This window comes from Halalkalibacter akibai JCM 9157 (assembly GCF_000513135.1).
In the GTDB taxonomy this organism is placed as follows: Bacteria; Bacillota; Bacilli; order Bacillales; family Bacillaceae_D; genus Halalkalibacter; species Halalkalibacter akibai.
In genome coordinates this window covers 88,211-106,793 of sequence record NZ_BAUV01000009.1, presented here as the reverse complement: position 1 = coordinate 106,793, position 18,583 = coordinate 88,211, and the positions used below count along the sequence as shown (strand labels likewise).

Sequence of the window (18,583 nt, the reverse complement as noted above, 5' to 3'; positions counted from 1 at the left end):
TGGTTTGAGGAGTGAATTCTAATGAGTACTACGATGAAAGATATACAATCATTAGACATCTTAGAAAAATCAATAATCCGAACAGGAAAAGATCAACTTGACTCTACCTATGTCAATTGGGTTTCTGTTATAGAAACCCCGGTTGAATCGTTTGTTAGAAAAAACGAACTAGTTCTTACAACTGGAGTCGGTTGCGCACATGATCCCAACCTTTTTTATGCATTTGTTACGGATATCATTCATTCGGAAGCCTCTGCATTAGCAATTGCTATTGGACCATTTGTACAGCAAATCCCTGACTCCATCATTGTTCTAGCAAAAAAACATAATTTTATCCTGCTTGAACTTGACTGGTCGATACGATTTTCCGACATTCTCGAAAAAGCTTTAGAGTACATCCACGAAACAAAACGAAGGTATTTCGATAATATCGAAAAATTAAGAAAAGCCTTGCTTGAATTTATTTTATCTGGAAAATCACTTGATCTTGTTGCACAATACGTTTCAACTACAATTGGGCATGAACTTTTAATAGCTGACAAAAGGGGGAAAATTCGTGGGAAATGTCAAACTCTTTCAGATAACCTACAGAGCAAATGGGAAACTATTATTTATGAGCAATTAGAACAAGAAGGAATCTATTACGACCACGAACACACCGTTAATTGGTTCGAGTACGAGAATGGTTTTGCCTTGCAATTACCCATCCATTCTTCAGGTAACATTCAAGGTTATATTGTAGTCGGGGACTTTGGAGAAGAACCATTTGATGAAGATGAAGAGAAACAATGGCTTTTGTTACTTGAACATGTCACAACTGCAGTAGCGATTCACTTTCTCCATGAACAAGCGGCCAAAGAAGCTGAATGGCGGCTTCGAGATGATTTTGTTTGGGAGTTATCCAAAGGTTCACTTCACCCTATAGAAGCGACACTATCAAGAGCTAAGTCACTTGGATACCAACTTAATTTACCTTATATCTGTTTAGTAGCAAAACCAGAACGTGTGAAAGAAAGCTTTGAACCGATGAGTCATGTTGCGATAACTTTTGATCATTGGCTACATGAGTGTATCCGTCTTATGGAAGAGGAAGCAGAAAGTATTGCCAAATCTTTTGCCTTAAAATCAATGGTTACTTACCAGCAAGAGGAACTAATCATCTATATTGAAGTAACACACCCAAATACTGTGAGCCAGGCAAAAACCTATATTTCTAAATTAAATAAACGCATTTACTTTTTATTTCCTTCTCTCTCACTAACATGGGGCATTGCAAAACAACATGGCTATTCTTGTTTTGAGCATGGGTACCAAGAAGCAAAACGAGCTCTTGAAATAGGACGAAAGCGAAATGGCGTTAGCTCCATTTCGGTATTCGCTGATACGACAGTTGATCGAATTATTGAAAGTTTGTTAAAAAATGATGAAATCATCGACATTGCTCACACGGTATTAGACTCATTATTGTACTATTCTCAAGAACGAGAAATTGATTTGTTGCATACGTTTATGATCTATCATGAAAATAGAGGTAACGTTAGTCAGACAGCACGCGATCTAAATTTACACCGACAATCATTAATGTACCGATTAAGAAAGATAGAAGCATTGACTAATTGTTCACTTGATAATGCCGAAGATTTATTTATTTTAGATTTAAGTTCCAGACTTTGGGTCAATGGTATGAAAACAAAAACGGCTGAGTAAAGTTTACTCAGCCGTTTTCGTTAAAACCCATATTCATTTATACATTCGTTTAATTTATCTAGTGACATTCGCGCCCAGTCGTTGTTCTCATTTTTAAGAGCCTTTTTTTGGACCTCTACAGCTTCTTGGAGCGACACGCGATAATTTGGTAACTCCCCTTCAAATGCTTTTAAAGAAGAAAGAGGTACCCAAGTCTTTTCAAACTCAGCAAGTGCTTTTCGCTGATGAAAAAGCGGAACATCAACCATTTTTGGATTATGAAGGTCTCCTTGTGTTGGATGTTTTAACACAGCTACTACTTTCACAAGCGCACGTTGTTTTTCTTCCTGCTTCTCAATTAATTCTGCAACATAAACACCCGTCTTATAAAAAGCACGAACAAGGTTTAGCTCATTCATAAGTAAATCTCCTTCTCTTTTTAAGGCTTTTATATCATTGTAATTTAACTTACAGCCGGATCACATTTTCTTGGCAAATAACTGCATTATCATTAGTGTAATCCCCTAATCTTAGAAAGTAGCTGTTTTTAATAAAACAACAGTTTCCTTTAAATAATCCCAACTGAAAACATAACAATTAGATAGACCACAATAAAAACGAATCCTATTGCAAAGCTCCATATGGCTCGTTTCTTTTTCTGATAAAGCATGCTCCATATTCCAATTCCGCCAAATAATCCAGTTAGTAAGAAGAGTACGATCACACTAATAATGAAGATAATTTCTTGTTGCATGTTTCCCCCTATAACCCTGGAATCAGCCAAGTAAACAGTTTCCACATAAATTCAGAGACAGGTACTAAATACTGTTCTGAAATTAAACCAAGCCTCGTTGTTTCCGAAAAACTATCAATAACAATAAAGGTAAAAGTAATTAAGATAGCAATAATAGTAACTGCTAATATGAGTGCCAGTAATGCCGCATATCCAAGTATAACTCGAATAGTCCATTTCAACCATTCAGGACGCTTTTTTTCTTCTATCTGTGAATCCATCGAACCCCTCCTAGCTAATCAAAATACATATATTTATATCGTATCAAAAATATGTCGAAAAGCAGAGAAAAGTTTTCGAAAATATGATGAATTTTAATCTAAATCTAATTTATCTAAAATAGCAGCAATGGGAACTCCCTCAGAAGTTGACACATCACTAAAATCATAATTCCTAAGGTCAACTGTCCCTTTTTCTTCTTTAACAGTGATTTTATTATCTAATTTCTGAACCGATTCAGAGATATCACTATATACAGTTATTTCTTTATCAGATTGAATAATTGATTCTGGTAATTCAAACGCTCTCTCATTGTTGATTTCAAAAGTAGAGGCCGACCCTATCTCCACTGCATGTTGTTGTTCGTTAAACTGTAAAAATACAAGGATCCAAACTCCTACAAACAACATAGCGGCTACCCCTATTACGAATAATTGCTTCGTCATTTTTCCACCATCCTAAATAATAATAGGTCAATTCTACCATAGAAATTCAATTTTGCCAGCGACAAAAGAACTGAATTTGAGGTTTTATAGATTTTATTCGACAATCTTCTCAGAATCTACAAAAAAACCGCGTATGTATTATACGCGGTCTACGTTATTCCACCTTGGAGGCATATCTTTCCCCCAAACAATGGTACCAAGATTATGATGTTTTTCATGATGATCTAAGTACGTATGATAATGGAAGTTAAATGTGTAACCTTGCTTAGGAGGTTGATCTCTTCGAACATGAAAACGAAAGATATCTTCTCCTGTTTCTTCATTATAAAGATGAAAGATTTTCTCTCCTAAACCAGCTGAAGGAGTATCTGACATTCTAATTTTCTCCCAATCCTCATTAGCTAACGTTTTCGTAGTTTCACGAAGAACAGAATCTAACTGCGGTACAATTTCTTCTTCGAACGGAGCACTTATTTTTTCTGTAATAGCAGAACCAAATTTCAATATACTCTGCTCCACACCTCTTTTAATAATGAAATTATTAATGAGGTCTGCTGATTGAAAGTTTCGATGAATATATTGTTCAGTTTTTGCAGGTAAGACTTCGTCAAAAAGTTCATAGCTATGTTTATTTACTTGATATATTAATGGCTTACCATTGTGTGCCCCAGCCGTTTTCTCTGGAGTTTCAGCATGCACTTCCCTTACGAAATCAGTTGTAGGAACAAATAAACCGAAAGTTAAAAGTGCTGATGAAATGACAAGGCCACGTTTCATAAGTTGAAACACCGCTCATACGCCCTTTCATAGTTTCATTCAAATAGGCAGATTTACTAAACTCAATCTATTTCTATTATAAATCTATTTTCTCACGAAATCTATGAAAACGCCATTACAAAACGATTAAGAATTATGAAATACTATGGTAAATTAGAGCTTCCCATCAAGTAACGATCACACTCTCTTGCAGCTTCACGTCCCTCATGAATAGCCCATACGACTAAACTTTGACCTCGACGATTGTCACCAGCAGCAAAGACACCAGGAACACTAGTCATATATTTACCATATTCAGCTTCAATAGTTGAACGACTTGTCGTTTCAAGAGATAGTTCCTGAATAATACGCTCTTCAGGTCCTGTAAACCCTACAGCTAGCAGAACTAAGTCAGCTGGCCAGATCTTTTCTGTACCCGGAATTGGTGTTCGAACTTTTCTACCGCTTGCATCAATCGTTGTTTCGACACCAATTGTGTGAATCTCTGTAACTTGACCATTCTCATCGCCAACAAATTTAGTTGTACTTACTTGGTAACTTCGTGGATCTTTGCCATAAACAGCCTTCGCTTCTTTTTGTCCATCCTCAACTGTATGAACAATCGGGAATAATGGCCATGGATTTTTATCAGAACGCTCGTCTGGTTTTTGACGGTTAATGTCAAATTGAGTAATTGATTTTGCACCATGACGTACAGAAGTCGTAATACAGTCTACACCAGTGTCTCCTCCACCAATTACGATAACATTCTTTCCTTTTGCAGAAATAAATTGACCGTCTTGGTGATTAGAATTTAATAGACTTTTGGTGTTTTCTGTAAGGAAATCCATTGCAAAATGAATGCCTTTTAATTCACGTCCCTCAACTTCTACGTCACGAGGCTTTGTTGCTCCTGTACATAAAAGAACTGAATCAAAATCCTGTTTTAATTCAGAAGCCGAAACATCTTTACCGATTTCAACATTTGCCTTAAAGGTAATGCCTTCTTCTTCAAGAATCTTCACTCGTCTTTCAACGATTTCATTGGCTAATTTAACATCTGGAATTCCATATGTTAAAAGTCCACCAATACGATCTTCTCTTTCAAAGACAGTAACTAAGTGACCAGCTTTATTTAACTGCGCTGCTGCAGCAAGTCCAGCAGGACCTGAACCAACTACCGCTACTTTCTTACCCGTTCTTTTTAAAGGTGGTTGAGGTACGATCCAACCTTCTTGGAATCCACGTTCTACAATGTGGTATTCAATACTTTTAATAGAAACTGCGTCATCGCTAATCGCAACTGTACAAGATCCTTCACAAGGTGCAGGGCACACTCTACCAGTAAATTCAGGAAAATTATTTGTTTTATGCAGTCGGTCTAGTGCTTCCTTCCACTTACCACGGTACACTAAATCATTCCACTCCGGAATTAAATTATAGACAGGACAGCCGATTTCTCCAGACCCATCCATTGTTGTGCCAGTTTGGCAGAAAGGTACGCCACAATCCATACAGCGTGCTCCTTGTTGTCGTAAAACTGGTTCAGGCATTATGATTTGAAATTCCTTCCAACTCTTTGTTCGTTCGAAAGGATCTCTCTTAGTGGGATTCTCTCTTTTATATTCAATAAATCCAGTTGGCTTCCCCATCGCATTCACTCCAATCTTCTTCTATCTCTGATTTTAGAAGGAAAGATTGACTCAAAGTAACGAACCTCACCTGTTAAAAGGGAGTCTCGTTACTTGAATCATCTACACTCTATTTTCCGCTTACACGTGACTTATCACTTTTGTTTTCGTCAAAAGCAACCATAACTGCATCAACGTCTGTAAGTCCTTCTTGTTTCACTCGATCTATTGCTTCTAGCATTCTCTTATAATCTTTTGGAATAACTTTTATAAATTTCGTTAAATAATCATTCCAATTAGCAAGAACGTCAGCCGCACGAGTACTCTTCGTATAAGAAGAATGGTTTTCTAGTAATTCTTGTAGTTCAGTAATATCTTTTGCTTCAACTACAGGCTCTAAATGAACCATTTCTTGATTACATTTGCTATCAAATGTTCCGTCTTCATCAAGAACATACGCAACACCACCAGACATACCGGCTGCGAAGTTTTTACCTACTGTTCCTAGGTTAACAACTACACCACCTGTCATATACTCAAGGCCGTGATCACCGACACCCTCTACTACCACTTTCACACCAGAGTTACGCACAGCAAAACGCTCACCAGCTATACCGCTAATATAAGCTTCGCCACTAGTCGCACCGTAGAAAGATGTGTTTCCAATCAAGATATTTTCTTCTGCCTTGAATGTTGAAACAGTTGGTGGATAAACGATGATTTTACCACCTGATAATCCTTTACCAGTGTAATCATTCGCATCTCCTTCAAGACGTAAAGTCATTCCTTTAGGTACAAATGCACCAAAGCTTTGACCAGCAGACCCTTTGAAGTCAAATGTTATTGTGTCTTCCGGTAACCCATCTTTGCCATAACGTTTACTTATATGGCTTCCGACAATTGTCCCAACAACACGGTCTACATTCTTAATCGGGAATGTAGCTTGAACCTTTTCACCACGCTCAAGAGCAGGTTCACTAACTGCAAGTAGCTCTCTCATGTCTAATGAAAGATCTAGTTGATGATCTTGACTCTTTGTACAGAAGTTTCTATCGTGATTTTCTGGATTTGGTTGATAAAGCAAATTAGATAAATCAATATGCTCAGCTTTCCAGTTATCTACGTCTTTATTTCTTTCTAGTAATTCTGTTCGACCGACTAGATCGTCAATCTTACGTACGCCTAATTCAGCCATGATTTCGCGCATTTCTTCAGCAATAAATCGCATGAAGTTTTCTACATGTTCAGCTTGCCCCATGTACTTCTTACGGAGTTCAGGGTTTTGTGTAGCGATTCCAACAGGACATGTGTCAAGGTGACAAACACGCATTACAATACAGCCTAAAACTACTAGTGGTGCTGTTGCGAACGCAAATTCTTCAGCCCCCAGTAAAGCTGCGAAAACTACATCACGACCTGTCATTAACTTACCATCTGTTTCTAATGTTACACGGTCACGTAGATTGTTAAGAAGAAGTGTTTGATGCGTCTCTGCAAGACCTATCTCCCAAGGAAGACCAGCGTGTTTAATACTTGTTCTTGCAGCTGCTCCTGTTCCACCGTCATAACCACTAATAATGATGCCGTCTGCTCGCCCTTTTGCAACACCGGCTGCAATGGTACCAACTCCAGTACCAGCAACTAGTTTAACACTTACTTTGGCAGTAGGGTTCGCGTTTTTCAAATCATGAATCAACTCAGCCAAATCCTCAATTGAATAAATATCATGATGAGGTGGAGGAGAAATTAATCCAACACCAGGTGTAGAACCTCGAACTTCCGCAACCCATGGGTAAACTTTATTTCCTGGTAACTGTCCACCTTCACCTGGCTTAGCTCCTTGTGCAACTTTAATTTGGATTTCATCCGCATTCACAAGGTAGTTGCTTGTTACACCAAAACGTCCAGAAGCAACTTGTTTAATAGCACTACGACGCAGGTCTCCATTTTCATCTGGAGTAAAGCGGTCTACATCTTCGCCACCCTCACCAGTATTACTCTTTCCTCCAAGGCGGTTCATTGCAATCGCCAAAGTTTCATGAGCTTCTTTAGAAATAGAACCAAATGACATGGCACCTGTACGGAATCGTTTAAAGATCTCTTCAGCAGGCTCAACTTCATCAATTGAAATAGGAGTTCTTCCTTCTTTAAACGTTAGTAATCCGCGTAAAGTTGTTTGTTCCTTTGATTGTTCATTAATAGATTGAGAGTATTTCTTGAACAGTTCAAAGTTGTTCGTACGACATGCATTTTGAAGCATATGAATAGTGTGTGGATTGTATTGGTGCGGATCTCCATTTCGACGCCACTGCAGATCGTCTCCTGGATCTAACGCTTTATCAACACCTTCTTGCTCAGAATACGCACGGCCATGACGCAAACGTACTTCTTTTTCAATCATTTCTAAATTTACTCCGCCAATGCGTGTTGTTGTCCAAGTAAAATAGCGATCTACTACAGATTCATGAATCCCAACAGCTTCAAAAATTTGAGCTCCACGATAACTTTGAATCGTCGAAATCCCCATTTTTGAAAGAACCTTCATAATTCCTTTAGCAGCTGCTTTCACATACTTATTGACAGCAGTTACATAAGAGATATCTTCAAGTAAACCATCTTGAATTAATCCATCAAGTGAATCAAAAACTAAATAAGGATTAACCGCTTCTGCTCCGTAGCCTAGTAAACACGCGAAATGATGAACTTCTCTTGGTTCACCCGATTCAACCAAAAGACTGACTTCTGTCCGTGTACCTTGACGAATTAAATGATGATGTAGACCTGAAACTGCAAGTAAGGCTGGAATTGCCGCTTGAGTTGCACTGATTGCACGATCACTTAAAATAATAAGAGTGTGTCCTGCTTTAATAGCTGCATCAGCTCTAGCAAACAATGAATCTAACGCATCCTCTAATTGATTTTCTTCGTTGGAAACATCAAATGTAATTGGTAAAGTAATAGATTTAAAGCCTTCCATTTTGTTATGGCGCAACTTTGCTAATTCTTCATTATTCAAAATAGGATAAGGAAGATGAATATGACGACTGCTTAGTGGCTCTGGCTTTAGTAAATTTCTCTCCGCTCCAATAGTCGTCCCAATTGCTGTTACTATTTCTTCTCGAATCGCATCAATTGGTGGATTCGTTACTTGTGCAAATAATTGCTTGAAGTAGTTGTACAACAGCTGTGGACGTTTAGATAGAACCGCAAGTGGTGAGTCGTATCCCATTGAACCGACTGGATCCACTCCATCTTTAACCATTGGTTGAATGACTTTTGATAATTCTTCATACGTGTAACCAAAAGCTAATTGACGTGTACCAAGATTTTTAAAGTCTGTATTTTCAACATGAGCTGTTTCTAAAACATCCTCAAGCTGAGTTAAATGCTCGTTAACCCAATCTCCATATGGGTGTTCACTTGCAATTTGATGTTTAATTTCTTCATCAGGAATGATTCGGCCTTCTTCAGTATCCACTAAAAGCATGTGACCAGGGTGAAGACGCTCTTTGTACAAGACGTTTTCTGGCTCAATATCAAGTACCCCAACTTCTGAAGACATAATAATGTAGTCATCTTTCGTTACATAATAACGAGAAGGACGTAAGCCATTTCTATCTAAACAAGCACCAATTTGCTTTCCATCGGTAAATACAATGGCTGTTGGACCGTCCCATGGCTCCATTAACGTACTATGAAATTCATAAAAGGCTTTCTTTTCAGAACTCATTTGTTCGTCATTTTGCCAAGGCTCAGGAATCATCATCATTGCCGAGTGAGCCATTGATCGGCCAGAAAGTGATAAAAATTCAATCGTGTTATCAAACATAGAGGAATCAGAACCGTTTTTATCGACGACAGGGAACACTTTTTCTAAATCATCTCCAAAAACATCTGTTTCAAACTTAGATTCACGAGCATGCATCCAGTTTACATTTCCTTTTACGGTATTGATTTCACCATTGTGGATCATATAACGATTTGGATGAGCTCTTTCCCAACTAGGAAATGTATTTGTACTAAATCTTGAGTGTACTAATGCTATAGCAGATTCAAAGTCAGGATTTGGGATATCTAGATAAAACTGATCCACCTGCTCTGTTGTTAACATTCCTTTATAAACAATCGTTCGGCTAGATAAACTAGTGAAATAGAATGATTGATCTTCTGGAACAAATGTTGTTAGTTCTTTTTCAGCCCGCTTACGTACAACGTATAATTTGCGTTCGAAGTCTAATTCTGTCTTCAAGCCCGGGGCGCGTTTAATAAACAATTGACGAATATATGGCATAGCTGCTTTTGCCGCATTACCAAGCATTGAATCATCAACAGGAACTGTACGCCAGCCTAGAAGTTCCATACCTTCTTTTTCTATAATGGCTTCTAAACCTTTCTCACAGTTTTCCCTAGCTTCTTCATCCTGTGGCAAAAACAGCATCCCTACTCCATACTCGCCTGTTTCAGGAAGAGTTACACCATCTGCCAAACAGACCTTTTTAAAGAAACGATGAGGTAATTGTAGTAAAATCCCCGCACCATCTCCTGTATTAACTTCATCACCTTGCCCACCGCGATGTTCTAAATTGCGCAAAACGTGAAGTGCATCTTCAACTATTTGATGCGATTTCTTCCCTTTCATATGGCTAAAAAGCCGATACCGCAATTATCATGCTCAAATTGTGGATCATATAGGCCTTGTTTCTTCGGTAATTGTGAGTACCGCATTGGCATCAACCCTTTCTCCAAAAAAGTAAAAATCAATCAACTCTCCCCAAAAACTTATGAGCTAATATACAGGATCATATCATTTTTCTGACATTTCGGCAAATTAAAATTTACTGGAAATACTCGTGTAAGCGCTTCCTATAAGGTGGTTTTACAGATTTTTTTAAAAAATTGTTCATTTTGACTAATGATCCTGATTGTATAATGCACCACAATATTGCATAAAAATTCAACCGAAGTCTAAATCTATTTATTTTCCTATATAAATATTCACTCGCACTTCCGACGTTTGAACCATTCTCTTTGTTTGAAACACATTTAAACTAAATTTGTTTAATTAATCCGATTATGTCGTTACAAAACAAGCGGATAATTGTTAAAAGAGACATTCCGATTTTAATTCCTTTTGCACAAATAGAAGATAGAAATGGCTCTAGTTCGACGCCTACCTCTTTTTTTCATAGTAATTCATCTCTGTATATCTCTACATCTTGGAACATATCTATACAGGCAGCAATCAACTAATCTTCTAATCATTGTCTAAAGCAAATTTTTATTAGCTTTATCAGATTTTATCCGTTAATCTTCAAGTTAGTATTTCTTTAAAACATAAAGAAGTTAATTTTAAAATTTGTTTGTGAGCTGTTTAAAAACAAAAACACAAACTCTTATAAAACGGGGTGTATATCCTTCGTGATCGGATGAAAACATCCCCCCTTTATAGTTAGTTTCATCTTAAAACAATTCTCCTTTTAAATCTAATGAGATATGTTACCAACTATCCACTTGCCTTCATTGTAATTGTATTAAAAATCAATCATAATATTAGATGACTTTGAAACGTAAACGTTGCGAATTTCGTAGAAGGATTAGGATAAAGGAGGAATATATAATGAGTGATTTTTCAAATGAACCAGGTAATGTCTTAGATAAATATAAAAAAGATCAAGATTTATCAAAACTTCTCTCATCTTTAGACGGTTTAGGTGAAGAACAACAACGAGAAGCAGGTGAGTCGCTCGAAGCATTAAAACGACCGGTTAAGGAAATGATGCAAGATCAATCTAATCAATTACCTACTCAACTACATCAATTAAAAGAAACAGTTAGTCAGTTAGAACCAAATTATCTTAAAACAAGTCAATCAAAAAATGGTTAAATAAATTATTAAAGAAAGAAATTCCGATTAGAACAATACGCGAGAAAATATCAAACAGTAGAGGCACAAGTTGATTCTATTGTTGAAGGGTTATTAACCGGTAAAGATAAATTACAAGAAGATACCGTCATGCTTCATCAATTAAAAGATGTTGCCAAAACAAGAATTAACAATTTAAATGATCAAATTGAACTAGGTAAGCAACTTCATTCCATGTTAGAAGATGAAATGACAAAAGAACAATGGGCTGATAACCCAAATGAATTGAAAAAAGGACAATTAAAGGTTACTTCTAGAGTGAAAAATATGACTCAAGCTGTTATGGTGTTGCAACAGTCATTAGCTTCTGTTGATTTAATAGTAGAAAATAATGAGAAATTAGAGGAAGCTATTTTTAATGCCATCACCATGACAAAGAATGTAATAACGGTCTCAGCTTCCATTCAACTTGCTCTGTCTAACCAACAGAAAGTGATCAAAGCCGTTAAAAATGTCAATGAAGCTACAGAATCTATGCTCTTATCTAATGCTGAGCTACTTAAACAAAACACGGAAGAAACACTTAAGACACTTGAAGAGCCTGCTATTGCAATTGAATCATTTAGAAAAGCATATAACAACGTTTTTGAGGCCATTGAGTTAACCGAAAAATCAAACGAGAGGATTGTACAATCTGGTCAAGAATTCATAAAAGAGTTGGATACGTTAAATAAAGAGATGCAAACGAAGCTACTCCAATAACACCTTATATAATAATGGAAAGGAGGGTTTCAAATGAGCTGGTATGATACTGTTAAGTTATTTTTTACTCCCGATCATAAAAAGCAAGTTGAGGAGCATTTAATTAGGGATACAGCGACAAGGTCTTTAATAGAAGATACTGAGGATTTCCTTCGTAGAATCGCGGAGAATCCTCCTTCCTCTAATGAAAAAAGAACGATACGTAGAAAACAAAAAGAATGGACGATTAAAGTAAAAGTTAAACATACAACGATAACGATCATTATGATGGATCAAAAACATTCAACTTCCCCAATTAAAAAAAGGTTCGTTATTGTTTGTTATAGAAAATATATGAAAGCTCATAATGGAGTGGGCCTTTGTAAAGAAGCAACCATCCGCTATACAAAAGATGGACGTGCCCAAATTCGCTCGATACGCGAATCTCCGTTATTCCATACTATTTTTTATCGAATTCATCAAATTGATCTAGCTTATTCAAATGAGACAGCATCAACAAGTAGGCATTCGAAAGAGTTACTATCATCACAGCAGTCTTTGTTACAAGAAACCTCGCCTAATAATGTAGCTATGTTACTTGAGGAGTCAAGGCGTTACGTCCAAGCTGTGAAACAATTTTCTTTAGACCCAGTCATTGAATCTAGACTCACTAGACTTCTACAACAGGCTGATCAATTAAAGGAGGATTTTCTACTTTTAGATTTTGAAGAACGACATATTGTTCGGAGAATGTTTAAAGATGATATCCCATCACTCATTCACACCTACTTATCTTTGTCTGTTAAACATCAATTGGAACAAAAGGAAAATTTATATATCACCTTAACTAAAATGGAGTTAACTTTAATAGACTATGTAGATCGTTTAGAAAAATTAAGAGTCGATCGAATGAACCATCTACTTCGTCTTCAATCCATTCGATATGATAAATAAAGTTAGGCACTCTTTTTAAGAAACCCTTGCCATCTACCTTTGATAAATTTACACTATTTGTAAGTGCTTTCAAAATCAAAGGAGGAATGTGTGATGTCTAATAATTTCATTCAACTTTCACCACGTATTAGTTTGATTGATGGATTTGACCTAGGTTTAAAAGAGAGAACAGGCACATATGTCATAAATGAAGATAAAATAACATTAATTGAGAGTGGTCCCTCCCCTTCTGTACCTCATGTCTTAGCCGGGTTAGAGTCGATGGGAATAAAGCCGGAACAAATAGACTATTTAATTGTTACCCATATTCATCTCGACCACGCAGGAGGGGCTGGTCTCCTACTTGAAAAATGTCCTAATGCTAAATTAGTCGTTCATCCTAAAGGAGCACGTCACTTAATGAATCCTTCTCGTTTAATAGCGGGGGCAAAAGCTGTTTATGGGGAAAAATTCGACCTGCTGTTCGATCCGATTGTACCCATTCAAGAAGACCGAATCTTGATTAAGAATGACTTAGATACCTTGTTAATCGGGGATAAATGCAACTTAGAATTTTACGATACCCCTGGCCATGCAAATCATCACTTTAGTATATATGATCCTGTTTCAAATGGGATTTTTACCGGCGATACGATTGGGGTGCACTATCAAGCGTTAGCTAATGATCATATCCATTTTGTCTTACCGTCCACATCTCCTAATCAATTTAACCCTGAATCTATGATTGAATCGTTAAATAAGATTCAATCTCTTAACGTTGATGCCATTTATTTTGGCCATTACAGCCTTTCAAAACAACCAAATCTTGTTTATGAACAAGTGAGGAAATGGTTAAATGAATTTGTTGCAATCGGCGAAACTGTTTTTAAGAAGAGTGGTAGTATAAATGAATTAAGTAATACCCTCTTTACTTCAATACAAGCAGATCTTGACAACATCGGTGTTTCTAGAGAGCACCCCGTTTATGAGCACATCAAACTAGATCTTCAAGTATGTTCAATGGGCATTGTTGACTTTCTCTCAAAAAAATATAAATGACTGCCAATTTGAACGCCTTGATTACTTGCTTATCAAAAATAGATCTCTATAATAAAAAGTAGAAAGATTTGCAGAAGCGAGGGGTTTTATGGACCGGAGAAAAGCACAATCCTATATTGGAAAATTGGTAAAAGTAGATATGGCACAGCAAGGTACATATTGTGCAACATTAAAAGATGTTATTGCCGAACCACGGAAACCGTGGAAAGGAATCGTGCAAATTAAAGCAGTACTTGTATTACCCGAATTTAATGAAAGCAACCCCCTGATGCAGCAACTACCTTTTAAAAAAAATGAAGAAGTTGAATTGGATGGCGCAAAGCTGTCTCCATTAGCCAATGAGGAACTCCCAGAAGATTTCACAAAGAGTTTAATAACTGCATCTGAAAAGCGAATTAAACAATTAAGATGCGCTAGGCAAGCTACACTCGACAAAGAAAAATTACTGCTTGATTTAATTGAGAGCTTAAACAGTAACGACAATCAGGAACACGTAGACTCATGCGAAGAAGATATACTATATACTTTCCACCACGACGGGGACAAATATATTTTAGTCGACAATCAAGATGAGCGACTTGAGCTAGAAGATTGCCCCTTTATTTTTAATTGGTCTGTAAAGGGACAACACCAAACTGGTCAATATGATACAAATGGTTGTTTCATAGCTGAATCAGGAGAACGGTATTACCCGAAAGAAGGGGCGGTCTTTACGATTTCCAAGGACCAATTTGACCCTTATGTCATTTTACGAAATGAACTCGAGCCTACAGCATTACTCTCTTTAGAAAAGAATTTACATGCCTATCAAATGAAACACGATCACCTAATAGAATGTCACAACACTCTCCTTTCACAACTTTTAAAGGTAGATGGTCAAAAATCTTTTAAAGGCGTAAATTTTTTAACTTATAAAAATAATGCTGACCTTGTAATCGTTCAACATCATTACGAAAGAGAATTGCATAACCATAAGAAAGATAAGGTTTATGATCGGTTTGAGTTTACAACGAACCAAGGCAAAAGATCTGTCGTCATGTATACAAACGAATATTCACGCTAAAGAAAAACAACTCCTTTAAGGGAGTTGTTTTTTCTTTAGTTAATATCATTCTGGTTAGAATACCAATCAAGCATAGAATTTGCTTGATCTTTATCAAGATCCATGACAAGAAAAGATTTACCTATCACACTTGATAGAACTGAAAATTTAAAACTCGCTAGCCGTCTTCGCTTTTGAAAAAATGAAGTATGAATTTCTGCTGATTGAACTTTCGGACGCTTTGAAATCACAATCATTTGACTAATTTTCCGGTACCTTATCCATAGTCGGGCATCGTCAAACCCGCAAGCGGCATCTCTATATTGAAGATAACCAAACAGAAGACAAATAACGACAATGATAAAACCATAATAAGCAATGGGGTTGACAAACCATCCTATCAAGAGTGTTGCTATGAATGGAATAATCGTATTACGGAAACAAAATCTAATCAATGCACGCTTAGGTACCCTTTTTACTGGATATTCAACCGCATATTCTGGTATAAGCTCATTGAAGATCGTTCTGATGTCTTTAGTCCTAACGATGGGTAATAAAACCGTTGACAACTGCTCTTCATTAGTACCTCCACCCGCACTCTCTACATAAACAGTCGTGAACCCAAAAGGTTGTCTAAGCAAATTTCTTACAAGACGTATCGCTGTGATCCTATGCGCATGAATCGTAAGTTGTCTTTTTTCAAGTAATCCCCTTGAAATAACTAGTTCATCACCAAACTTCTCTATCGTAAAGTTTCCGTATTTTAATAAAGTACCAATAAAAGAAACCGCCCATGCTATAACGAAAACAATAAAGACAAGAATAATGATCACTGTTACCCCGGAATTGGATAGAAAGCCAAATAAGACCGTATAGATAGACTCTGGTAAAAATTGTTCAACTTGACTAAATAAAGCAGCAACAGCTGAAATGGTTAAGCCTAATCCGCTTGATGTTAAAGCAGCTATAATCAGATGATTCTTTGGAAAAATCCAAAAATAATCTCTTCCCTTGACCGTACCTTCTGTGGCTTCTTCCCCTACAGATTCTTGTTCCTCTGCTTCAGTCGTTTTTTTAAGAAGATGAGCTCGAATTGCTGAAGCTTCATCTTTGCTAATAGCTATTAGATGGACTTCAGGTTCTGATCCCCCTCCTGCTGTTTCTATTTTAATTTTTACTAAGCCGAATAACCTTTGAAAAACACCAGCAGTAACATCTATACTCTGAACTTTCTTTTGTTGAATATACCGCTTTTTCTTAATGAAAATACCTCTTTGTATATATAGTTCTTCATTCACAATTTGATATTTAAACGTTAACCAATGACCTACACCTTGAATGAAGATAAAAAGTAAGATACCAATCCATATATATTCAAAGCGAAAAAAACCACCCGTTTCATTTGAACTTCCTAGAAAGAAGCTCAAAACAAATGGAATGAGGAAACTTCTTAGTGCAGTTAAAAACGAGACAAAAATGGCTGCAGGATGAAGTCTTTTTAACTCATTCATCTTCAGCCACCGCTGCTAGTTCAGCAATTCGATCTCTTAATTCATCAGCAACCTCCATTGTTAAAGAAGGAATCCTGTGCACGGTAGCAGCCGTCGAAATAGAAACATCTGCTAAACGGTATTTTCTAGATAATGGGCCTTGTTCTGTATCAACATGTTGAACTCTTGACATTGGCACTAATGTCCTTTTTACAATAAAAACACCCCGCTGTAGATCTATTTCATCAGCTAAAACATCATAGCGCCAACGTTTCCATCTTAATGGCGGTAAAATTAATACTGTAAGAACAACGTATAGAACATAGACTGAAATTAAAACCCATAACAACCAATAAGGAAAATCAAAAAAGTAAAGCATCACCCCGTATCCTAAAGGAAAAAGAGCTACAAAAAAACTTTCAAAAAAAGCTTGCAGTCTCCATAAAGGCAATGCTTTTTTGGACAAAAATTGAGATGGTTCGAGGCGCAATAACACGACCTCCTTTTATGATTTACTTTTGTTCTTCCTCATCCACTACATAATCTATTTTAACTCCTAATTCTTTTAAAACTTGAATAAGAGCCTCGTTTAATTCACGGTCATATACTAAGCCAATAGATTCGACTAATTCCAACTCCTCTAAATAGCCTTTTTCTGCATCTACAACTAACTCAAGTATATCTTCCATTTGTAGCTGTTCTAGCTTAGTTTTAACTTCTTCTTTCGTCATTCGAATCACCCTTTAGTCATTTGATTTTCTAGATTCCGTCATCTGTTTCCAAACAGAGCCCTTAGCTTCTTCTCCACCCTCGATTCGAGCTAATGCCATTTTCACTTGAAGAGCTACTTCGAATTCCGTATCAGACTCCGCTTCTTTTAAAGCTTAATCGCCCTTTCATCACCAACTTCATATAGGAACATAGCAGCACGCCAACGAACTAATTTGTTTTTATCATTAAGAGCCTCGATCATAGCCGGGATCGCATCAGAGTCACCTAAATCAGACAAACAGTCTCCCGCAGTACGTCGAACCGTTACCGAAGAGTCTTTTAACGCCTTATATAGAAATGGAAGTACTTCTTTTGTTTCAATCATGCCAAAATAAACCGTTGCTAATCTTCTAATAGAGGCTTTTTCATCTTCTAATGCTTTAGCCAATACAGGAATATCCTTTTCTTTTGGATCCATTCGTTCTAACACCGCATAGCGGTCACGCCAGTCTTCCTGCTCAAGCATGTCGATGGTAACATCCATGAATCGTTCACGCTGTGCTGCTTGAATGGCATCCGTTCCATTTGCCATTAACACTAACCCATTTAATCTATCTTGCGAGTAAGCTGCGGATAATTCATCTGCTACTTCCTTTGCTATATCTTCAAGCTCTCCGTATCGAACTCCTTTATCAATCCACTTTCTTGCAATTACAACGTTGTCATCCGGTTTTTGTGCTTTTGCAACTGCCTCCACAAAACGTTCTGGTAACCCAGCCCGTTTTTCTTGCTCACCGTCTGAGAGTTTTATTTGCATCGGGATGCCTTTAAACATTTGAATGGAAACATTAACTTCACCGAAATGCTCATTCATTCGTTCTTCATTAGATTCTGCATCTACGTCTTCTCCAAACACTGAGCGGACTTGTGGCAGAATCAACTTCCAATCGACTTTAGGATGGCGGTCTATCGCAATAAAATCGGCGACATGATAAACGCCTTTTACTCCTTCTATTTCAAATAATTGTTGTATGTATTTTGGTGCTTCATTTTTATTTTTAACAGTATAGTTATTCCTTGCTGTCTCACCAAGACTTTCACTTAAAGTCAACTTCATTGTATTAGGACTTGGTGTTGGTTCAATCGAAATGATATGCATGATAATTCCTCCTACCTATTTTTTCTTCTAGATGGTATAACATGATCTTATCAC

13 protein-coding genes and 3 pseudogenes are annotated in these 18,583 nt (G+C 37.0%); 5 read left to right on the top strand and 11 right to left on the bottom strand.

Translation table 11 applies throughout. The features are described from left to right. Positions 1-21 precede the first annotated feature (21 nt). The gene (locus JCM9157_RS07815) at positions 22-1,707 is read left to right on the top strand and encodes a PucR family transcriptional regulator (protein WP_035663608.1); all 1,686 of its coding nucleotides are present in this window, start codon (positions 22-24) and stop codon (positions 1,705-1,707) included. 20 nt (positions 1,708-1,727) lie between these two features. Here JCM9157_RS07815 and kapB read toward each other — a convergent pair whose 3' ends face one another. The 7 genes and pseudogenes from kapB to gltB form a co-directional block, all read right to left on the bottom strand. Beyond that, positions 1,728-2,105: a kinase-associated lipoprotein KapB gene (gene kapB / locus JCM9157_RS07810; protein WP_035663606.1), complete on the bottom strand. Its 378-nt coding sequence runs from the start codon at positions 2,103-2,105 to the stop codon at positions 1,728-1,730. A 149-nt stretch (positions 2,106-2,254) separates the two neighbouring features. Beyond that, complete coding sequence (locus tag JCM9157_RS07805; protein ID WP_035663605.1) at positions 2,255-2,440, bottom strand: hypothetical protein; 186 nt, start codon at positions 2,438-2,440, stop codon at positions 2,255-2,257. Positions 2,441-2,448: 8 nt separating this feature from the next. Then, positions 2,449-2,700 (bottom strand): hypothetical protein, encoded by a 252-nt coding sequence (locus tag JCM9157_RS07800; RefSeq protein ID WP_035663603.1) that lies wholly within the window; start codon positions 2,698-2,700, stop codon positions 2,449-2,451. A 93-nt stretch (positions 2,701-2,793) separates the two neighbouring features. Next, complete coding sequence (locus JCM9157_RS07795) at positions 2,794-3,144, bottom strand: hypothetical protein (protein ID WP_035663601.1); 351 nt, start codon at positions 3,142-3,144, stop codon at positions 2,794-2,796. Between the two features lie 138 nt (positions 3,145-3,282). Continuing rightward, positions 3,283-3,921: a YpjP family protein gene (locus tag JCM9157_RS07790; RefSeq protein WP_081734105.1), complete on the bottom strand. Its 639-nt coding sequence runs from the start codon at positions 3,919-3,921 to the stop codon at positions 3,283-3,285. Positions 3,922-4,064: 143 nt separating this feature from the next. Next, positions 4,065-5,552, bottom strand: coding sequence for a glutamate synthase subunit beta (locus JCM9157_RS07785; RefSeq protein WP_035663597.1), 1,488 nt, complete (start codon positions 5,550-5,552; stop codon positions 4,065-4,067). Between the two features lie 109 nt (positions 5,553-5,661). Beyond that, a pseudogene (gene gltB / locus JCM9157_RS07780) lies at positions 5,662-10,256 on the bottom strand (glutamate synthase large subunit). 892 nt (positions 10,257-11,148) lie between these two features. Between gltB and JCM9157_RS07775 the strand changes: the two are divergent. From JCM9157_RS07775 to JCM9157_RS07760, 4 genes and pseudogenes are all read left to right on the top strand, one after another. After that, positions 11,149-12,156: pseudogene (locus tag JCM9157_RS07775) on the top strand (toxic anion resistance protein). A gap of 33 nt (positions 12,157-12,189) precedes the next feature. Beyond that, positions 12,190-13,089: a hypothetical protein gene (locus tag JCM9157_RS07770; protein ID WP_035663591.1), complete on the top strand. Its 900-nt coding sequence runs from the start codon at positions 12,190-12,192 to the stop codon at positions 13,087-13,089. A gap of 90 nt (positions 13,090-13,179) precedes the next feature. Then, positions 13,180-14,127 (top strand): MBL fold metallo-hydrolase, encoded by a 948-nt coding sequence (locus JCM9157_RS07765; protein ID WP_035663588.1) that lies wholly within the window; start codon positions 13,180-13,182, stop codon positions 14,125-14,127. 88 nt (positions 14,128-14,215) lie between these two features. Next, complete coding sequence (locus tag JCM9157_RS07760; RefSeq protein WP_035663585.1) at positions 14,216-15,190, top strand: DUF2777 family protein; 975 nt, start codon at positions 14,216-14,218, stop codon at positions 15,188-15,190. Positions 15,191-15,225: 35 nt separating this feature from the next. Here JCM9157_RS07760 and JCM9157_RS07755 read toward each other — a convergent pair whose 3' ends face one another. The 4 genes and pseudogenes from JCM9157_RS07755 to JCM9157_RS07740 all read right to left on the bottom strand — a co-directional run bounded on the left by JCM9157_RS07755 (position 15,226) and on the right by JCM9157_RS07740 (position 18,529). Next, positions 15,226-16,680 (bottom strand): PH domain-containing protein, encoded by a 1,455-nt coding sequence (locus JCM9157_RS07755; protein WP_035663583.1) that lies wholly within the window; start codon positions 16,678-16,680, stop codon positions 15,226-15,228. Further along, positions 16,673-17,149, bottom strand: a complete 477-nt coding sequence (locus JCM9157_RS07750; protein ID WP_035663580.1) for a PH domain-containing protein — start codon at positions 17,147-17,149, stop codon at positions 16,673-16,675. Before JCM9157_RS07750 ends, JCM9157_RS07755 begins: the two co-directional genes overlap by 8 nt. Before the next feature lie 22 nt (positions 17,150-17,171). Further along, a complete protein-coding gene (locus tag JCM9157_RS07745) occupies positions 17,172-17,390 on the bottom strand; it encodes a hypothetical protein (RefSeq protein ID WP_035663578.1) in 219 nt (72 codons plus the stop codon). A 12-nt stretch (positions 17,391-17,402) separates the two neighbouring features. Then, positions 17,403-18,529, bottom strand: a pseudogene (locus JCM9157_RS07740) (conserved virulence factor C family protein). Positions 18,530-18,583 lie beyond the last annotated feature (54 nt).